Genomic DNA, 18313 nt, shown 5'->3' on the forward strand with positions numbered 1-18313 from the left:
TCGCCAAGGCCCTCGAAGGGACCGGCCGCTCCATCCGCCTCACCTACGCCCTGCGCGTGAAGATCCGGAAGGACGTCCGCGCCCTCCAGCGCGAGGAAGCCCGCATCGCCGAGGACGCCCGCGACCGCGCCAGCGCCCGCCACTGGGACGCCGTGCGCAGCCGCGTCGAGACCCTCGTCTGGAACGAGATCGACTGGGAGACCGAGGACGAGGACGACTTCGCCGACCGCCTCGAACATCTCATGGACCTCGAGGCCCTCGACCCCGACTTCCGCGCCCTTCCCCTCGAAGCCCAGGCCGACCGCCTCATCCAGAAGCTCGGCTTCAGCCGGCCCCCGGGCCGCCCCGGGCCTTCGGCGGCCATGGCCCCACCGCCCGGCGGGGACCGCCCCCAGGCCAGTGCCCCCGCCCCAGCGCCCCCTTAAGGGCGCGCGCTCCCTTCCCGCCGCACATCACCCCCTCAGCCGCTGTCGCGACAACTCCCCCCACAGGGGGAGCATACAGGCCTGCGCGTCGCTCAGGCGGCGAGCGTCATCTGGGTCTGGGTGACGAGGGCGACGAGCTTGCCGTCCTCGGTGGTGATGCGCGTCTGCCAGACACTGGAGCGGCGGCCGAGGTGGAGGGGCTGGGCCTCGCCGGTCACCGTCGCGCCCGCCGGGGCCGGGCGCAGGAAGTTGGTCTTGCTCTCCAGGGTCGTGGTGCGCGCGCCGGCGGGAAGGTTCAGCGACGCCCCCACGGCGCCGAGGGCGTCGGCGAAGGCCATGATCGCGCCGCCGTGCAGGATGCCGCCGGCCGTGCACAGGTCCTCGCGGACCACAAGACGGCCCGTCACCCGCTCCGGCGAGCGCGTGACGATCTCCACCCCCATCAGGTCCGAAAACGGCATGCCGGTGCTCATGTGCTGGTCCTCCCTCGTCCGGTCCTTTGTCCGGTCTTTCGCCCCCCGGCCGCAGCGGCGCCATTACCTCGAAGGTCATGGGTCGAATTGCAGCGGGGCCGGGCGAGCCTATCTGATGACCGAATGAGGATCGCTGCCTTGCGTCCGCCAGACGCAGGGCGTAACGGGACGCGCCCCGAAGTCGTTCGGGCTGTCTATTGGAGAGTAGCGATGGGTTACCGGGTCGCCGTGGTCGGCGCCACGGGCAACGTGGGCCGCGAGATGCTGAACATCCTCGAGGAAGTCAAATTCCCCGTGGAGAAAATTCACGCCATCGCCTCGCGCAAATCCATCGGCCAGCTCGTGTCCTTCGGCGACCAGAACATCGCCTGCGAGGACGTCGAACAGTTCGACTTCTCCAAGGTGGACGTGGTGCTGATGAGCGTGTCGGGCTCCTTCTCCAAGGAGTGGGCGCCGAAGATGGGCGCCGCCGGCCCCATCGTCATCGACAACTCCTCGGCCTGGCGGATGGACCCCGACGTGCCCCTGATCGTGCCGGAGGTGAATCCGGACGACGTGGAGTGGGCCGACCGCAAGAACATCATCGCCAATCCCAACTGCTCCACCGCCCAGCTGGTGGTGGCCCTGAAGCCGCTGCACGACCGGGCGAAGATCAAGCGCGTGGTGGTGGCGACCTACCAGTCGGTCTCGGGCGCCGGCAAGGAAGGCATGGACGAGCTGTGGGACCAGACCAAGGACGTCTTCGTCCTGGGCGCCCGCGAGCCCAAGAAGTTCCCCAAGCAGATCGCGTTCAACGTGATCCCCTTCATCGGGTCCTTCCGCGACGACGGCTTCACCGACGAGGAGGCCAAGATGTGGAACGAGACGCACAAGATGATCGACCCGGCCATCAAGCTGACGGTCACCTGCGTGCGCGTGCCGGTGATGGTCGGCCACTCCGAGGCGGTGAACATCGAGTTCGAGGAGCCCCTCGACGAGGACGAGGCCCGCGAGATCCTGCGCGAGGCGCCTGGCTTGGTGGTGATCGATAAGCGCGATCCCACCGGCTACATCACCCCGAAGGAAGCCCAGGGCGAGTTCCCGGTCTATGTGAGCCGCATCCGCAAGGACCCGACCGTCGAGAACGGCCTGTCCATGTGGGTGGTGGCCGACAACCTGCGGAAGGGCGCGGCCCTGAACGCGGTGCAGATCGCCCAGCTGCTCCACGAGCGCGGCAAGCTTCGCCAGAAGGCGCTGGCGTAGCCATGGGTCGGACGGCGGCGCCGGGCGACGAAGGTCGCCTGGCGCTGACGGCCGGGATCGTCTGCTACCTGATGTGGGGCTTCGTGCCGCTGGCCTTCCAGGCCATCGGCCGGCTCGGCGTGGGGCCGTGGGAAATCCTCGCCCAGCGCATCGTCTGGAGCATCCCGGCCGCCGCCCTCTTCGTCCTGCTGGCGGGCCAGACCCGGCAGGTGGCTGCCGTGCTGCGCAAGCCCACGGTGCTGGCCTGGCTGGCGCTGTCGGCCCTGCTGATCGGCCTCAACTGGGTGGTCTTCATCTGGGCGGTCAACAGCGGCCGCCTGCTGGAGACCAGCCTCGGCTACTACATCAATCCGCTGGTCAACATGGCCGCCGGGGCGCTGCTGTTCCGCGAGCGGATCGACGGCGTCGGCAAGACGGCCATCGGCCTCGCCCTGGTCGGGGTGGCGATCCAGGCGGCGGCCCTCGGCCACCTGCCCTGGGTGTCCCTGGTCCTGGCCGTCAGCTTCGGCGGCTACGGCGTGGTCCGCAAGCAGGTGACCGCCGACGCCCAGACTGGGCTTCTGGTGGAATGCCTGCTGCTGGGCCTGCCCAGCCTCGCCTTCATCGCCTGGCTCGAGAGCCGGGGCGTCGGCCACTTCACCGACAGCGTGGCGGCCACGGCCTGGCTGGTGGCCTCCGGGCCGATCACCGCCGTGCCCCTGGTGTTGTTCGCCTGGGCGGCCCGGCGCGTACCGCTGTCGGCCATGGGCTTCCTGCAGTTCATCTCCCCCACCATCAGCTTCGGCTTCGGCATCCTCCAGGGCGAGCATTTCACCGCCCTCAGGGCGCTGTCGTTCGCGTTCATCTGGGGCGGGGCGGCCACCTTCGCCTACGGCGCCTGGCGGCGAAGCCGCCGGCTCGCCGCCGCCACGGCCGCGGTCGAAGCCCAGCCGGCCGAATAACCGCAGCACCCCGCCTGCGACAGAGCGCCGCAGAAAGGGGGTGATATCCCCAACATGGGTAAGGCGACGTTTGTGGTCCTGCGACCAAACGGCGCAAAAGCCCGCTCCCCAAAAGGCCGCGCACAGGCGGCCCGGAGACCGCCGTGAGGACCGCAGACAAACCCATCGCTCTGGTCGTCGACGACAACGAGGCCAACCGCCTCGTGCTGGAGCTGATGCTGGAGTCCGCGGGGATCACCACCTTCACCGCGGCCTCGGGGGCCGAGGCCCTGGCCCACCTGTGCGAAAGCCGGGTGGACCTGGTGGTGACCGACATCCGCATGCCGGGCCTCGACGGCTTCGGCCTCCTGGCGGCCATCCGGGCCATGCCGGAGACCCGCGACCTGCCGGTGGTCGCCATCTCGGCCGACCTGATCTCCAACAGCGCCGAAGCCTATCTCGCCCAGGGGTTCACCGACTTCGTGCCCAAGCCGATGCTGGTGCAGGACATGCACGCCTGCATGGCGCGCCTGGGGTTTGCGCGCGCCTGGGCGGCGGCGGCCTGAGGCCGCCTCAGGCCAGCGGCTTCTCCATCACCGCCAGCACCAGGGGCGGCTCGACCTTTTCGGGGAACGGCCGGGTCTCGCCGGTGCGCCGGTAGCCGCGGCGCTCGTAATAGGCGATCAGCTCGGCCCGCACCGAGACCACCGACAGCTCCATGATCCGGGCGCCCCAGTGCTCGGTCGCCCAGGTTTCGGCGGCGGTGATGAGCGCCCGGCCAAGCCCGCCGGCCTGGCGCCGAGGGTCCACGGTCAGCATGCCGAAGTAGGCCCGATCGTCCGCCAGCCGGCTCACCCGCACGCAGCCCGCCAGGTCGCCGCCGTCGAACGCCAGGAGGATCGTCTCACGGGGGTCGGCGATGGCTGCGGTCAGCTCCTCGGCGCTGGTCCGGGGCGTGGTCAGCAGGTCGGCTTCGTGCGTCCAGCCGGCCCGGGCGCTGTCGCCCCGGTAGGCGCTCTCGATCAGGCGATGAAGGGCGGGCGTGTCGTCGGCGACGGCGGGGCGGAAACGCGGGGCGTCGATACTCATGGGCGCGCCTTTAGCACGGCGGTTCGGGCCGTCGCACCGCTCGACGCGGAGCCGCCGAAGGCCTAAGTCCGGCCCATGCGCGACCCTGCCACCGCCGGCTACCGGCTCAATCAGACCATGCTGCGGATCCGCGATCCGCAGGCCTCCGTCCGCTTCTACGAGGACGTCCTCGGCTTCACCCTCATCCAGAAGCTCGACTTCCCCGAGGCCAGGTTTTCGCTCTACTTCCTGGCCCTGCTCGCCGAAGGCGAGGCCGTTCCCGAAGACCCGGCCGAACGGGCCCGCTTCACCTTCTCGCGCGAGACGACCCTGGAGCTGACCCACAACTGGGGCACCGAGTCCGATCCCGACTTCGCCGGCTATCACGACGGCAACGCCGAGCCGCGCGGCTTCGGCCACCTGGGCGTCAGCGTCCCCGACGTCTACGCCGCCTGCGAGCGCTTCGAACGCCTGGGCGTGCCCTTCGTGAAGCGCCCCGACGACGGACGCATGAAGGGCCTAGCGTTCATCAAGGACCCCGACGGCTACTGGATCGAGATCCTGTCGCCGAACGGCATGGCGGCGCTGCTCACCTGACGGCTCAGCGGCTGCCCTGGCCGTCGTCCACGCGGATGCAGGTCCCCGTCACCGCGTCCGAGGCGGGGGAGACGAGGTAGAGCAGGGTGGAATCGAGCTGGGCGGGGTCGCCGATCCGCTTGCGGGGCATGTGCTGGGATATGTCGCCCATCCTCTCCAGCATCCCGTCCAGCATCTCCGAGCGGAAGGCGCCCGGGGCGATGGCGTTTACATTGATGCCGAACCGGGCCCATTCCACGGCCAGGGTCTCGGTCATCCGCACCACGGCGGCCTTGCTCACCGAATACAGCGCCGCGCCGTTGCCGGCGTAGTTGTAGGCCGCCGCCGAAGCGATGTTGACGATCCGGCCGGGCCGCTCGGCGGCGATCAGGCGGCGGGCCACCTCGCAGCTCAGGACGAACGGGGCGCGGACGTTCACGCCCAGCACCCGGTCGATGAGGTCCAGGGGCATCTTGTGCGCCCGCTGGGCGTCGGGAATGCCGGCGTTGTTCACCAGGATGGTCACCGGCCCCAGGGCCGCCTCGGCCGCGTCCACCCCCCCGGCCAGGTCCTCGGCCCGGGCCACGTCCACCACCACGGGGGCCGCGCGACCTCCGGCGGCGGCGATCTCCGCCACCAAGCCCTCGAGCCGGTCGGCGCGGCGGGCGGCTACCGCCACCTTCGCCCCGCAGGCGGCCAGCACCCTGGCGAACCGCCGGCCGAGCCCCGACGAGGCGCCCGTCACCAGGGCCGTCTGGCCCGAGAGATCATGGGAGATGTTGGGAAGGGCGTAGTCCACCGGGGCGCTCCTCTCTCTGTGCTGTTCTTTCCCGGCAGGCTGGGGCAGATGACGTGGCGGACGGCCAGCAGAAAGAGACCCGCCATGGACCAGCGCGACGACGAGGACGGCGGCGGCTACGACGTCGATGACTGGACCCGGCTCAAGGCCTTCACCGGCCGGGTGGCGACCCTGGAGGACGTCCAGGCCCGGGCGGCGGTCTTCGCGCTGGGCGACACCCTCGATCCAAGGCCGTTGGAGATGGAGCTGCCGCAGCCGGTGATCTGGTGGGAAGACGACGGCGAACAGGCGGCCGTGGCCGTGCAGGCGGAGGCCCATGTGAACGCCGAGGGCGAGACGATGGAAGTCCTCGGCCTGATCCTGCCCGACGGGGAGGGCGCCGTGGCTCTGCTGGAGGACGTGGACCTGGTGGACGACACCGATCCCACTTGGCGCGACCTGGTGGCCCGGGCGGTGGACGGGGCCGAGGACTGATCGGCTAGAGCGCCGTGTAGGCCGCCTCGATCAGGCGGCGGGGCCGCAGGTCGCCCATCAGGGCCGTGCCCTGCTTGTTCATCACATAGGCCCCGCCCAGCCGGCGCTCAGGATCGGCGAAGCCGCAGCTGCCGCCCCAGCCGGAATGGCCGAAGGTCTGCTCGCCCGGGCCCCACGGATGGTTCGGCGCATTGCGCATGACGCCCGCGCCCCAGCTCATTTCGAAAGGCAGGACGAGGTCCTGGCCGCGGATGCGCTCGCGCGCTATCTCGGCGATCAGGGCCGGCGAGAGAATCTGCTCGCCGTCCAGCCAGCCATCGTTCGCCAAGGCGCCCATCAGCCGGGCCAGGGAATGGGCCGTGGCGTAGCCGTTGGCCGAGGGAACCTGGGTCTGGCGCCACACGGACGCCGGGATGCCCGCCACCGAGGACCAGGGTGAGAGGAAGGCTGCGCGGGTGGGGTCATTGACCTCGCCGAACTGCGGCAGGGCGTTCGGGCGCTGCAGCTCGGCCAGCCGGCCGAACTCGCTTTCCGGCAGGCCGATCCACAGGTCGAGGCCGAAGGGTTCGTGGAAATCTTCGCGCAGGGCGTCGCCCATCATCCGGCCGTCCACCCGGCGGAAGGCCTCGCCGGCCAGATAGCCGTAGGTGATGGGATGGTAGCCGCTGGCCGTGCCGGGCGGCCACATGGGCGCCAGCGCCGCCAGCTTCTCAACGATGGCGTCCCAGTCGGCCCACAGGCTGGGCTCCATGGGCTCCAGGAAGCCCGACAGGCCGGCCTGGTGCGATAGCGCCTGCTCCAGGGTGATGGCGCCCTTGCCGGCCTGGGCGAACTCGGGCCAGACCTCGGCCAGCGGCCGGCCGTAGTCGAGCTTGCCGGCGTCCACCGCCCGGGCCACCAGCAGGGCGGCCAGGGCTTTGGTGGTCGAGAAGATGCAGGTGAGCGTGTGCTCGTCGAACGGGCGCGTGCGCTTGCGGTCCGCATGGCCGGCCCACAGGTCCAGCACCACCTCGCCGTCCTGCACCAGGGTGAAGCGGGCGCCCAGCTCCTCGCCCGCCTCGAAGTTGGCGGCGAAGGCGTCCTTCACGGCGGCGAACCGCGGCGGCGCGAAACCGGAAATCTCCACCATCAGACCGTCGCCTTCTCCGTGAATCCTGCGCTGCCGTCGTCCTGGCCGTCCGTGCGCGTCACCCCCGTCACCCGCGCCGCCTCCGGCCCCTCGGCGCAGGCGCGCTCAAGCTCGTCCACCGCGCCGCGGTCGCCGATGGCGAGGAGCTCCACCCAGCCATCGCGTCGATTGCGGACCCAGCCGCGCAGGCCCAGAGCCCGGGCCTGCGCCACCGCCCACCAGCGGTAGCCCACGCCCTGCACGCGCCCTTCGATCCGTAAGACGGCGGCCGTCTCAGCCATGTCCGCGGCATGCCCCCGCATGACGGCGAAATCAACCGCTACAGGCGTCGGACGTGCACGGTCGCCCGCGGATTCACCAGCCTGTCGGCCAGCGCCACGATGGGCAGTTCGGAGGCGCGCCACTCCAGGGTCGCCTGCACCGTCTCGGCTGCGGCCTGGGCGGCGCGAAGGGCGGCGGCCTCAGGCGCCAGGCCCTCCGCCAGGCCCGCGCCAAAGCTGGCGGCCACGAGGTCGCCGGTGCCGTTGGGCAGGTTCTCCACGCGAGGATGGGTGAAGAGGGTTGCGGCCTCAGCCGTGACGTACAGCAGGCCGATCTCGCCGTTGGCGGCCGGCACCGAGGTCACCAGGGCCGGGCGTCCCAGGGCCCGAGCGGCGGCCACGGTCTCGGCCAGGCTGTCGGTCGGTCGGCCGGACAGGCGCCACAACTCCCAGATGTTCGGGGTGATCCAGTCCGCCAGGGGCACCAGCCGGCTCGCCACCCGCTCGGCCACCTCGGGCTTCACATAGAGGCCCTTCGGCGTATCGCCCATAACCGGATCGACCACCACCACTGGCCGGTCGGCGTAGGCCTGCCCCCGGTTCGCGGCGCGCACGCGCTCCAGCACGCCGGCGGCGATGTCGACCTGCTCGGGAAGGGAAAAGTGTCCGGTGAGCACGAGGTCCACCAGCCCGAAGACGGCGTCCGCCTCGATATCGGCCAGCATCTGGGCCAGCACCTGCGGCGCCGTGACCTCGCCCACGCCCCCCTTGGCGGGGCTGCGGCCGAACATCACCGTGGGGGCGAGGACCGGATCGATCCTGTGGGCGGCCAGGACATATTGCTGGGCTCCGCCGCCGATCCGGCTAGCCGCCACGAAGGACGAAAGGATGAGGGCCAGGGGCATGGCCAAGCTTAGCTCGGCCATGCCTTATCGGGTCTTACCGACATCCGCGGCCTCTCATCCCATGACGGCGTCTACCGATTAGTAGCGGTAGTGGTCGGGCTTGAACGGACCTTCCACGCCCACACCGATGTAGTCGGCCTGTTCCTTGCTGAGCTTGGTGAGCTTCGCACCCAGCTTCTCGAGGTGGAGATAGGCAACCTTCTCATCGAGGTGCTTGGGCAGGGTGTAGACCTTGGTCTCGTACTTCTCGCCGTTGGTCCACAGCTCGATCTGCGCCAGGGTCTGGTTGGTGAACGAGGCGCTCATCACGAAGCTGGGGTGACCCGTGGCGTTGCCCAGGTTCACCAGACGGCCTTCCGACAGCACGATGATCTTCTTGCCGTCCGGGAACTCCACGTGGTGGACCTGATCCTTGATCTTGTCCCACTTGTAGTTGCGCAGGGCCCCGATCTGGATCTCGGAATCGAAGTGGCCGATGTTGCAGACGATGGCGTTGTTCTTCATCCGCCGCATGTGGTCGACGGTGATGACGTCCTTGTTGCCCGTGGCCGTGACGAAGATGTCCGCCTTCTCGACCACGTCGTCCATGGTCAGGACTTCATAGCCCTCCATCGCCGCCTGCAGGGCGCAGATCGGGTCGATCTCGGTGACCACCACCCGGGCGCCGCCGTTGCGCAGCGAGGCGGCCGAGCCCTTGCCCACGTCGCCGTAGCCGCAGACCACCGCCACCTTGCCGGCCAGCATCACGTCGGTCGCCCGGCGGATGCCATCCACGAGGCTTTCGCGGCAGCCGTAGAGATTGTCGAACTTCGACTTGGTGACGCTGTCGTTGACGTTGATGGCCGGGAAGGGCAGCTCGCCGCGCTCGGCCATCTGGTAGAGGCGGTGGACGCCCGTGGTGGTCTCCTCGGAGACGCCCTTGATGGTCGCGCGGATGGCCGAATAGAAGCCCGGCTTCTCCTTCAGGTAGCGCTTCATCACCGTGTAGAGCGCTTCCTCTTCCTCGTTGGTCGGCTTGTCGAGGATGGAGGGGTCCTTCTCGGCCTTGGGGCCGAGGACGCACAGGAGGGTGGCGTCGCCGCCGTCGTCCAGGATCAGGTTCGGATAGCCGCCGTCGGCCCACTCGAAGATGCGGTGGGCGTATTCCCAGTACTCGACCAGGGTCTCGCCCTTCACGGCGAACACCGGGGTGCCGCGGGACGCGACCGCGGCCGCCGCATGGTCCTGGGTGGAGAAGATGTTGCACGAGGCCCAGCGCACCTCGGCGCCCAGGGCCTGCAGGGTCTCGATCAGCACCGCGGTCTGGATCGTCATGTGCAGCGAGCCGGCGATCCGCGCGCCCTTGAGGGGCTGGGCTTTCGCATACTCGGCGCGCACCGCCATGAGCCCGGGCATTTCGGTCTCGGCGATCTCGATCTCCTTGCGGCCCCAGTCGGCGAGCGAAATGTCCTTCACGACGTAGTCGGTCATGGCGTCCTCAAAGGGGGGAAGGTCTATGTGGGCTCTATAGCCCCCGCACCTACCCGGCGCAATGATCGCATAAAGAAGTCTTTATGTCCTCGCCAGCTCAGCTCTGACGCAGAGCGCGGCCTCGGGCGGCCTTGCTGACCGCCGAGGGCGTCAGGGGGGCGATGCGGCGCAGGACCTCGGCCAGGGCATGCAGCGCGGCCTCGGGACCCGACCTCAGCTCCAGCTCCAGCTCGCTGATTGACGCTGCACGTCCGGCGGACCGCACCTCGCCCAGGTCGGCGGCGATCTCGATTTCCGCGCCTTCGTGCCGAACCAGCCTCTGACGCCGGACGACCCGGGTCTCCGAGACCGGAGCTAGACGCGCAAGCTCCGCCTCGGACAGGAGGGCGCGCAGGGCGGGCATGGAAAGATCCGGTCCGGGCTCGGCCTCCGACAGCTCGATCTCGTGTTCCTCGCGGGCGAGTCCCTTGCCCTTCTTGAGGGTCTGGACGCGCCGTTCGCCCTCCTGGCGCACCCGGAACGAAGCCGCCTGGGCGTCCAAGGCTCCCTCGGGGGTATCGAAATAGACCGCGTTCAACTCGCGCACCGCGTCCTCGCCCGGCGGAGCTGCGGCGAGGATGGCGTCCAGATCCGCGGGCGCGCACAGGAACTTCAGCTCTATCTCGTGGCCCCCGCCCATGGCGTCTCCAGCTTGCTGGCCTCAGAAGGCACGCCGCTCGGCGCCGCTCCGGATGGCTCTCGCATGATCCGCGAGTCCTGCCTTCTGACGCCTGTGCTGTCGACCCCGCTGCGCGCGGCGGATGCTCGACGCGCTAGACTGACCGAAGACGATGTCCGGGCGATGAGCCCCGACGAACGGGAGCGGCTCGAAGCCCGCATCCGCGAGATGACCGAGGCCAAGGTTCGCGACGAGGCCGAACGGTGCGTGGGGCTGTTCATCAACATCCGCGCCTACCGTGACCTAGCCGGGCGGACATTCGGCCCCTATCTGGGGAACTCCGGAGGGGAGCTTGGATCCGATCATCTCAGTCAGAGGTCTGTCGAAGACCTACGCCTCGGGCCATCAGGCGCTGAAGGGTGTGAACCTCGACATCCGCCGGGGCGAGATCTTCGCCCTCCTGGGTCCGAACGGGGCCGGCAAGACCACGCTCATCGGCATCATCTGCGGCTTGGTGCGCGCCAGTGGCGGACAGGTGATCGCCGACGGCCACGACATCCACAAGGATTACCGCGCCGCCCGCACCAAGATCGGCCTGGTGCCCCAGGAGCTTTCCACGGACGCCTTCGAGACGGTCTGGGCGACCGTGAAGTTCAGTCGCGGCCTGTTCGGCAAGCCGCCGAACGATGCGCTGCTGGAGAAGGTGCTGAAGGACCTGAGCCTCTGGGACAAGAAGGACGCCAAGATCATGTCCCTCTCCGGGGGCATGAAGCGGCGGGTGATGATCGCCAAGGCCCTGTCCCACGAGCCCACGATCCTCTTCCTCGACGAGCCCACCGCCGGGGTCGATGTGGAGCTGCGCCGGGACATGTGGGAGATGGTCCGCGGCCTGCGCGAGCAGGGCGTCACCATCATCCTCACCACCCACTACATCGAAGAAGCCGAGGAGATGGCCGACCGCATCGGCGTCATCCGCAAGGGCGAGCTGATCCTCGTGGAGGACAAGGACGTCCTCATGCGCAAGCTCGGCAAGAAGCAGCTGACCCTGCACCTGCAGGAGCCTCTGCAGGCGGTGCCGGCAGGCCTGGAGGGCTACCCGCTGGAACTAGCCGCCGAGGGCGCCGAGCTCGTCTATACCTTCGACGCCCAGGCCGACCGCACGGGTATCGCCGAGCTTATCCGCCGCCTCACCGAACTGGGCGTCGACTTCAAAGACCTGCGCACGCAGGAGAGCTCGCTGGAGGAAATCTTCGTGAACCTGGTGAGGGACCGCGCATGAACGTCCATGCCGTGAAGGCCATCTACCAGTTCGAGATGCACCGCTGGTTCCGGACCATCGTCCAGAGCCTCGCGGCGCCCGTGATCACCACCTCGCTCTATTTCATCGTGTTCGGCGCCGCCATCGGCCGCCGGATGCCCGAGATCGACGGGGTCAGCTACGGCGCCTTCATCATCCCCGGCCTGATCATGCTCTCGATCCTCACCGAGAGCATCTCCAACGGCTCGTTCGGCATCTACATGCCCAAGTTCGCGGGGACCATCTACGAGCTGCTCTCGGCGCCGGTCTCCACGGTGGAGGTGGTGCTGGGCTATGTGGGCGCGGCCGCCACCAAGTCGGTGGTCCTTGGGCTGGTGATCCTCGCCACCGCGCGGCTGTTCGTGGACTTCTCCATCGCCCATCCGTTCGTGATGCTGGCCTTTCTGGTGCTGACCTCGGCCACCTTCAGCCTGTTCGGCTTCTTGACCGGCATCTGGGCGGACGGCTGGGAGAAGCTGTCGATCATCCCGATCCTGGTGGTGACGCCGCTCACCTTCCTGGGCGGCAGCTTCTATTCGATCGACATGCTGCCGGAGTTCTGGCGCAACGTCGCCCTGATCAATCCGGTGGTCTATCTCGTCAGCGGCTTCCGCTGGGCCTTCTACGGCATCTCGGACGTGAGCGTGGGCGTGAGCCTGATGGCCACCCTGGGCTTCCTGGCCCTGTGCCTGGCGGCGGTGAGCTGGATCTTCAAGACCGGCTGGCGGCTGAAGGCCTAGCTACTCGTCCTCGTCGAAACGGGCGGCGACCAGCTCGGCGAGGGCCGTCACCGCGGCCTCGGCGTCGGGGCCCTCGGCCTCGATCTCGATGCAGCAGCCGGGGGCGGCGGCCAGCATCATCAGGCCCATGATCGAGCGGGCGTCGACGGTCTGGCCGTCCTTGGAGACGCGGACCTCGGCGTCGAAGCCAGCCGCCATCTTGACGAACTTCGCTGACGCGCGGGCGTGCAGCCCCCGCTTGTTGACGATCTCGACGGTTCGGGCGGCGACGGTTTCGCTCAGCTCACTTCTCTCCGGCCAGGACGTAGGACGCGACGGAGATGTATTTTCGCCCGGCTTCCTGCGCCGCTGCAACCGAGTCTTCCAGGCTGTAGCGGGCGCGGACGCTGGCGAGCTTGATCAGCATCGGCAGGTTGAGGCCGGCGATCACCTCGGCCTGGGTCTGCTCCATCACCGAAATGGCGAGGTTCGAGGGGGTGCCGCCGAACATGTCGGTGAGCAGGATCACGCCCGATCCGCCGTTCACCCGCCCGCAGGCGTCGAGAATGTCCTTGCGGCGGCGCTCCATGTCGTCATCCGGCCCGATGCAGATGGCCTCGACGGCGGCCTGGGGACCGACCACGTGTTCCATGGCGAAGATAAATTCCTCCGCCAAACGCCCGTGGGTGACGATCACGAGCCCGATCATGCCTTGTGTTCCAAAGGGTATCCCCAACCCGATGGCGCCTTCGCCGGGCGCGAGCGGAGCTAAATACGCCTGTTGTGCGCCGCGTCAAAGCGCCAGAGCGCGCGACCGAGTTTCGCAGGCCCGGATTCTTCGAACGCGGGAGTGGTGATCGCCGGAAGGTTCACGCCCAGGATGTCCACGGTCTTAGGCTCCGGAATGCGCTCGGGGGTTCCCAGGCGCACGAGAAGGCCGATCTCGCAGAGCGGCAGGGCGTCCGTCGGCACCACGTCCAGGCCCCGCACCTCGATGAGGCCGTGCAGCGCGTTCGGGGCCCGGCCGAACAGGCGCCCGCCAGAGACCCACACCACCACCCGGTCGTCGGCCACGAGCCGGAAGCCCTGGCCGAGCGCCCGCAGCGCCAGATCGCTCTTGCCGGCGCCCGAGGGGCCCTCGATCAGCACGCCCAGCCAGCGGCCGGCGATGCGCTGGGCGATGAGGCCGGCGTGGCGGATCACAGCGGCGGCTCCGGCAGGGTGAGGATGAACACCGCGCCAGTCACGGTTCCGTCCTCGCCCGTGCGGTTGGTGGCCCGCAGGGTCCCGCCGTGGGCCTCGGCGATCTGGCGGGCGATGGAGAGGCCCAGGCCCGAGTTGCCGCCGAAGGCCGCCCCCTTGGGCCGCGAGGTGTAGAAGCGCTCAAAAATGGTCTCCAGGTTCTCGGGCGGGATGCCGGGGCCGTTGTCCGAGACCGTCGCCACCACCCGGCCCTGGCCGCGCCCCAGGGCCACCGTCACCTCGTCGCCGGGCGGGCTGAACGAGCGGGCGTTGTCGATGAGGTTGCGGAAGATCTGGCTGAGCGGCCCCTCCCGGCCCAGCACCCGGACGGGCTCGGCGCCCGGGGCGATGTCGAGCCGCACCCGCACGTCGCCGGGCTTGGCCGTGGCCTGGTAGAGGGCGACGATCTCGCCGGTCAGCCGCCCGAGGTCGACCATCTTGGGCTGATCCCGCGACAGTTCGGCGTCCAGGCGCGAGGCGTTGGAGATGTCGGTGACCAGCCGGTCGAGGCGCTGGACGTCGTTCTTGAGGATGCCGAGCAGGCGATCGCGCGCCGCGGGGTCCGTCACCAGGTCGAGGGTCTCCACCGCCGAGCGCATGGAGGTCAGGGGATTGCGGATCTCGTGGGCGACATCGGCGGCGAAGGCCTCGATGGCGTCCATGCGCTCGGACAGCACGTGGGTCATGTCCTCCAGGCTGCGGGTCAGGCCGCCGATCTCGTCGTCCCGGCGGGCGAGGTCGGGCAGGGAGATGGCCCGGGCCCGGGAGAGGCGCACGCTGTCGGCGGCGCGGGCCAGGCGGTTCACCGGCTGGGCCACCAGGCTGTTCAGCAGGATCGACGAGGCCGAGGTCACGGCGATGGCGATGAGGATGAACGGGATCAGGGCCGCCCGCTCGCTGGCGATGATCTCGTCCACGTCGCTGGCCTCGAGGGTGATCACCCCCAGCACCGCCTGCACGTGACGGATCGGGATCGACACCGACACCACCCGGTCGCCGTCCGGGCCGCGCCGCATGCCCGCCCACTGACGGCCGGAGAGCGCCAGCCTCACCTCGTCGGCGAGGGCCTTCTCCGCATCGGCGGCGGTGGGGGCGCGCCTGTGCGGGATGAGGTCGAGGCGCACGCCGCCCTCCTCCCGCGAGCGGGCGGGCGGCAGCAGCTTCCACTCCACCCGATCGGCCACGAGGTCGGTGTCGGCCACCAGGCGGCCCTCCTGGTCGAACAGCCGGGCCCGCTGCGTCTCGGGGCTGCGGAAGGTCTGCATGATCTCGGTGGCCAGGGCCGCGTCCATCTGCGGCTCGGGCTCGCCCACCGTGGCGGCGCGGTTGATGATGTCGGCGATCAGTTCGCCCTGGGCCGAGAGGCTGTCGATCCGGGCCCGCACCAGCCCCTGCCGGTACTCGTTCAGCACCAGGGCCCCGACGATCAGGATCGCCAGGCCCAGGAGGTTCAGCGCCAGAATCAGCCGGCCGAGCTTGGAGCCCGGCAGCCAGCGGAACCTCGACGGTTTGCCCCGGGACCTCGCGGGCGAGCGGCGCCGCTCAGCTTTCCCGGTAGCGGTAGCCGACGCCATAAAGGGTTTCGATCGCGTCGAACTCAGGGTCCACCTCGCGGAACTTCTTCCGCATGCGCTTGATGTGGCTGTCGATCGTCCGGTCGTCGACATAGACTTGGTCCTCGTAGGCCGCGTCCATCAGATTGTCGCGGCTCTTCACGAAGCCCGGGCGCTGGGCGAGGGACTGCAGCAGCAGGAATTCGGTGACGGTGAGCTTCACCGGCTTGCCGTCCCACAGGCAGTCGTGGCGGGCAGGATCGAGGGTCAGCTTGCCGCGCTTGATGGCGCGGGAGTCGGCGGCGACCGCCGGACCCGCCACCGGGTCGTCCTCGCCCCGGCCGGCGCGGCGCAGCACCGCCTTCACCCGCTCGATCAGCAGGCGCTGGCTGAACGGCTTGTGGACGTAGTCGTCGGCGCCGAGGTTGAACCCCAGAATCTCGTCGATCTCCTCGTCCTTGGAGGTGAGGATGATGACCGGGATGTCCGAGGTGCGGCGCAGGCGGCGCAGCACCTCCATGCCGTCCATGCGCGGCATCTTCACGTCGAGGATGGCGAGGTCCGGCGGGTCGTTCTCGAGGGCCGCCAGGCCGGACGCTCCGTCGTAATAGGCCTTCACGGCGTGGCCGTGGCTTTCGAGAGCCAGGCTGACGGAGGTGACGATGTTCTCGTCGTCGTCGACCAGGGTGATCTTGGCCATGTGGTCTTGAGGTCTCCGGTCGGAGTTATCGGAAGTTGAGAGAAGGCTATTCGGGGGGAAGCGTGGCCTCAATGGGGCCGCGCCGCCGGTCCGGGCAGGTCGTCGTCGAAGTCAACGCGCTTTTAAGCTTGTTCGGTGAACGTGCGAATGTCCGGGGGGATGCTGGCATGGATGGATTCAGGGTGCATTTCGAGGTGTACGTCCGGAGGACTCCCGGCGCGCCCTGGTCGCTGGACCTAGCGACCGAGAACCGCACCGCCGCCGTCGAAGCCGCCGAGGACCTCTACGCCTCGGGCCGGGTCGCCGCCGTGAAGGTGACCAAGGAGACCCTGGACGAGGAAACCGGGGAGTTTCAGTCGGTCGCCATCCTGAAGCTGGGCGCTGTGGAGCCGCCGCGCAAGTCCAAGCCCAGGGCCGACCTCCAACCCCTCTGCGTCACCCCCCAGGACCTCTACACTCTGCATGCCCGGGAGCGGATCGGCCGGCTGCTGGACGGCTGGCTCGAACGTCACAGGGCCACCCCCTTCGAGCTGCTGCACCGGCCCGACCTGGTGGAGAAGCTGGAGGCCTCCGGCACCGACCTGCAGCACGCCATCCAGAAGATCGCCGTACCCGAGGCCCAGGCCCGGGCCATGTCGGTGCATGAGCTGATGCGGGCGTTCCAGGCCCTGGCCGAGCGCGCCATCGAGCGGCTGCTCAAGGACCACAGCAAGGGCGTGCTGCCCGACGTGGACAAGGAAGGCTTCGCCGCGGCGGCCGAGCGCGTGGCCCGGGACCCCGAGCGGACCTATCTCCTCGGCGCAGGGGTGGCCGCCTCCATCGCCCCGGCCGTCTCCTGGTCGGACAAGGTGCTGCGGCTCCTGGACCTGGCCGACGCCGCCCCGCGCGCGCCCGCCGCCCGGGCCCTGGCCTTCGCCACCCTGGAGCAGCCCCTGGCCGAGATCCTGGAATCCAAGCCGGGGCTCGGCGACGTGCTCGGCAAGGGCCTCGACCTCGGGGACGAACTCGCCGCCCTCACCCGCCTCGCCGCCCACGACGCCGTCGAGGCCCTCATGCGAATGGAGCCGCAGGTGGCCCGGGTCATGCCCGAGCTCTCCCCCGTCGCCCAGCGGCTGGCGCGCTGGCTGGCGGGCGAGGACTTCGTGCGGGTCCGCATCGCTCTCGGCAAGCGCATCCTGCGCGAGCTGAACGGGCCCCGGCGGCTGAAGCCTGGCGACGCCGCGGCCGAGATCGGGATGCTGCGGGCCCTGGCCATGGCCCTGACCACCGCGGCGGGCAAGCTGCTGCCGCTGGAGGACGTGACCCTGGCCTTCTCCCACCGCTCGCGGATGCTGGTCACCGGCGACTTCGTAGAGGCCTACCTCGGTCAGGGCCGGACCGCCGCCGAGGAGGTGGAGGCCCTGATCTGGCTGGCCGAGAACGTGGTGGGCGCCGCCAACAAGCGCCAGGCCGGCCGCTGGCTGCGGGCGGTGACGGGCGCCCTGCGCTTCGAGAAGGAGATGCGGAAGCTGGGGGAGGAGACCGCCGCCGCCCGGCTCGCCCGGCTCGCCGACCTGCAGCGGGCGGTGGGCCGCTGCGGCCTCGCCCCCGAGGACGCCGAGCCGGTGCAGACCCGGCTCGGGGTGATCGGCGGCATGATCGAGGACGAGGCGCGGATGACCGCCCAGCTCGCCAGGGCCGGCAACGTCCCGGCCGTGCAGCGCCTGACCCTGCTCCTGAAGCTCGCCGCCGGCGAGACCGCGCCCCTGGGCCCCGCCGCCAGCCGGGCCAAGGTGGAGGCGATGAAGCTCGTCCGCCGGGACGACACCCGCGCGGAACTGGCCCGCACCCCCGAGCAGGTGGACGCCATGCGCGAGCTCATCCAGCAGGCCGGCCTCGCCGCCTGAGCGACGCGCAGGCCTGTATGCTCCCCCTGTGGGGGGAGTTGTCGCGACAGCGGCTGAGGGGGTGATGTGCGGCGGGAAGGGAGCGCGCGCCCTTAAGGGGGCGCTGGGGCGGGGGCACTGGCCTGGGGGCGGTCCCCGCCGGGCGGTGGGGCCATGGCCGCCGAAGGCCCGGGGCGGCCCGGGGGCCGGCTGAAGCCGAGCTTCTGGATGAGGCGGTCGGCCTGGGCTTCGAGGGGAAGGGCGCGGAAGTCGGGGTCGAGGGCCTCGAGGTCCATGAGATGCTCGAGGCGGTCGGCGAAGTCGTCCTCGTCCTCGGTCTCCCAGTCGATCTCGTTCCAGACGAGGGTCTCGACGCGGCTGCGCACGGCGTCCCAGTGGCGGGCGCTGGCGCGGTCGCGGGCGTCCTCGGCGATGCGGGCTTCCTCGCGCTGGAGGGCGCGGACGTCCTTCCGGATCTTCACGCGCAGGGCGTAGGTGAGGCGGATGGAGCGGCCGGTCCCTTCGAGGGCCTTGGCGA

23 protein-coding genes are annotated in these 18313 nt (G+C 69.9%); 9 read left to right on the forward strand and 14 right to left on the reverse strand.

What is annotated here, in order from left to right:
* Positions 1–425: hypothetical protein (locus BO64_RS02765; protein WP_496401746.1), on the forward strand; the 425-nt coding region annotated here is incomplete at its 5' end.
* A 92-nt stretch (positions 426–517) separates the two neighbouring features.
* On the opposite strand, the gene BO64_RS02770 is transcribed toward BO64_RS02765, so the two are convergent.
* Positions 518–898, reverse strand: coding sequence for a PaaI family thioesterase (locus tag BO64_RS02770; RefSeq protein ID WP_496401747.1), 381 nt, complete (start codon positions 896–898; stop codon positions 518–520).
* Positions 899–1108: 210 nt separating this feature from the next.
* Here BO64_RS02770 and BO64_RS02775 point away from each other — a divergent pair, with 210 nt between their 5' ends.
* From BO64_RS02775 to BO64_RS02785, 3 genes are all read left to right on the forward strand, one after another.
* Positions 1109–2140 (forward strand): aspartate-semialdehyde dehydrogenase, encoded by a 1032-nt coding sequence (locus BO64_RS02775; RefSeq protein ID WP_496401748.1) that lies wholly within the window; start codon positions 1109–1111, stop codon positions 2138–2140.
* Between the two features lie 2 nt (positions 2141–2142).
* Positions 2143–3081: an EamA family transporter RarD gene (rarD, locus tag BO64_RS02780; protein WP_496401749.1), complete on the forward strand. Its 939-nt coding sequence runs from the start codon at positions 2143–2145 to the stop codon at positions 3079–3081.
* Between the two features lie 143 nt (positions 3082–3224).
* Positions 3225–3626 (forward strand): response regulator, encoded by a 402-nt coding sequence (locus tag BO64_RS02785; RefSeq protein WP_496401750.1) that lies wholly within the window; start codon positions 3225–3227, stop codon positions 3624–3626.
* 7 nt (positions 3627–3633) lie between these two features.
* Here BO64_RS02785 and BO64_RS02790 read toward each other — a convergent pair whose 3' ends face one another.
* Positions 3634–4149, reverse strand: a complete 516-nt coding sequence (locus BO64_RS02790) for a GNAT family N-acetyltransferase (protein WP_496401751.1) — start codon at positions 4147–4149, stop codon at positions 3634–3636.
* A 75-nt stretch (positions 4150–4224) separates the two neighbouring features.
* Here BO64_RS02790 and gloA point away from each other — a divergent pair, with 75 nt between their 5' ends.
* A complete protein-coding gene (gloA, locus tag BO64_RS02795; protein ID WP_496401752.1) occupies positions 4225–4725 on the forward strand; it encodes a lactoylglutathione lyase in 501 nt (166 codons plus the stop codon).
* Between the two features lie 4 nt (positions 4726–4729).
* Here gloA and BO64_RS02800 read toward each other — a convergent pair whose 3' ends face one another.
* Positions 4730–5503, reverse strand: a complete 774-nt coding sequence (locus BO64_RS02800; RefSeq protein ID WP_496401753.1) for an SDR family NAD(P)-dependent oxidoreductase — start codon at positions 5501–5503, stop codon at positions 4730–4732.
* A gap of 84 nt (positions 5504–5587) precedes the next feature.
* On the opposite strand from BO64_RS02800, the gene BO64_RS02805 reads away from it, so the two are divergent.
* Positions 5588–5977 (forward strand): hypothetical protein, encoded by a 390-nt coding sequence (locus BO64_RS02805; protein ID WP_496401754.1) that lies wholly within the window; start codon positions 5588–5590, stop codon positions 5975–5977.
* Positions 5978–5981: 4 nt separating this feature from the next.
* Here BO64_RS02805 and BO64_RS02810 read toward each other — a convergent pair whose 3' ends face one another.
* From BO64_RS02810 to BO64_RS02830, 5 genes are all read right to left on the reverse strand, one after another.
* Positions 5982–7106 carry a serine hydrolase domain-containing protein gene (locus BO64_RS02810; protein ID WP_496401755.1) on the reverse strand — a complete coding sequence of 375 codons (1125 nt, stop codon included), beginning with the start codon at positions 7104–7106 and terminating at the stop codon, positions 5982–5984.
* On the reverse strand, positions 7106–7387 hold the full coding sequence (locus tag BO64_RS02815) for an acylphosphatase (protein ID WP_496401756.1): 282 nt from the start codon (positions 7385–7387) through the stop codon (positions 7106–7108). Before BO64_RS02815 ends, BO64_RS02810 begins: the two co-directional genes overlap by 1 nt.
* Before the next feature lie 38 nt (positions 7388–7425).
* Positions 7426–8292 (reverse strand): PfkB family carbohydrate kinase, encoded by an 867-nt coding sequence (locus BO64_RS02820; protein WP_496401757.1) that lies wholly within the window; start codon positions 8290–8292, stop codon positions 7426–7428.
* 57 nt (positions 8293–8349) lie between these two features.
* Positions 8350–9741, reverse strand: a complete 1392-nt coding sequence (gene ahcY / locus BO64_RS02825) for an adenosylhomocysteinase (protein WP_496401758.1) — start codon at positions 9739–9741, stop codon at positions 8350–8352.
* 97 nt (positions 9742–9838) lie between these two features.
* Positions 9839–10420 carry a CYTH domain-containing protein gene (locus BO64_RS02830; protein ID WP_496401759.1) on the reverse strand — a complete coding sequence of 194 codons (582 nt, stop codon included), beginning with the start codon at positions 10418–10420 and terminating at the stop codon, positions 9839–9841.
* A 331-nt stretch (positions 10421–10751) separates the two neighbouring features.
* Between BO64_RS02830 and BO64_RS02835 the strand changes: the two genes are divergently transcribed.
* Complete coding sequence (locus BO64_RS02835) at positions 10752–11678, forward strand: ABC transporter ATP-binding protein (RefSeq protein ID WP_496401760.1); 927 nt, start codon at positions 10752–10754, stop codon at positions 11676–11678.
* Positions 11675–12436 carry an ABC transporter permease gene (locus tag BO64_RS02840; RefSeq protein WP_496401761.1) on the forward strand — a complete coding sequence of 254 codons (762 nt, stop codon included), beginning with the start codon at positions 11675–11677 and terminating at the stop codon, positions 12434–12436. Before BO64_RS02835 ends, BO64_RS02840 begins: the two co-directional genes overlap by 4 nt.
* On the opposite strand, the gene BO64_RS02845 is transcribed toward BO64_RS02840, so the two are convergent.
* Genes BO64_RS02845 through chvI form a run of 5 tightly spaced genes read right to left on the reverse strand, consistent with a single transcriptional unit; the run spans position 12437 to position 15910 of the window.
* Positions 12437–12718, reverse strand: coding sequence for an HPr family phosphocarrier protein (locus BO64_RS02845; RefSeq protein ID WP_496401767.1), 282 nt, complete (start codon positions 12716–12718; stop codon positions 12437–12439).
* A gap of 1 nt (position 12719) precedes the next feature.
* Positions 12720–13124, reverse strand: a complete 405-nt coding sequence (locus BO64_RS02850) for a PTS sugar transporter subunit IIA (protein ID WP_496401762.1) — start codon at positions 13122–13124, stop codon at positions 12720–12722.
* A gap of 59 nt (positions 13125–13183) precedes the next feature.
* A complete protein-coding gene (locus BO64_RS02855; protein ID WP_496401763.1) occupies positions 13184–13618 on the reverse strand; it encodes an HPr kinase/phosphorylase in 435 nt (144 codons plus the stop codon).
* Positions 13615–15231 (reverse strand): two-component sensor histidine kinase ChvG, encoded by a 1617-nt coding sequence (gene chvG / locus BO64_RS02860; protein ID WP_496401764.1) that lies wholly within the window; start codon positions 15229–15231, stop codon positions 13615–13617. Before chvG ends, BO64_RS02855 begins: the two co-directional genes overlap by 4 nt.
* On the reverse strand, positions 15200–15910 hold the full coding sequence (chvI, locus tag BO64_RS02865) for a two-component response regulator ChvI (RefSeq protein ID WP_496401765.1): 711 nt from the start codon (positions 15908–15910) through the stop codon (positions 15200–15202). Before chvI ends, chvG begins: the two co-directional genes overlap by 32 nt.
* Before the next feature lie 167 nt (positions 15911–16077).
* Here chvI and BO64_RS02870 point away from each other — a divergent pair, with 167 nt between their 5' ends.
* Positions 16078–17796 (forward strand): hypothetical protein, encoded by a 1719-nt coding sequence (locus tag BO64_RS02870; RefSeq protein WP_496401766.1) that lies wholly within the window; start codon positions 16078–16080, stop codon positions 17794–17796.
* 92 nt (positions 17797–17888) lie between these two features.
* Here the strand turns inward: BO64_RS02870 and BO64_RS02875 are convergent.
* The coding region (locus BO64_RS02875; RefSeq protein ID WP_496401746.1) for a hypothetical protein at positions 17889–18313 on the reverse strand (425 nt) is incomplete at its 5' end.

This window comes from Phenylobacterium composti DSM 19425 (assembly GCF_059568645.1).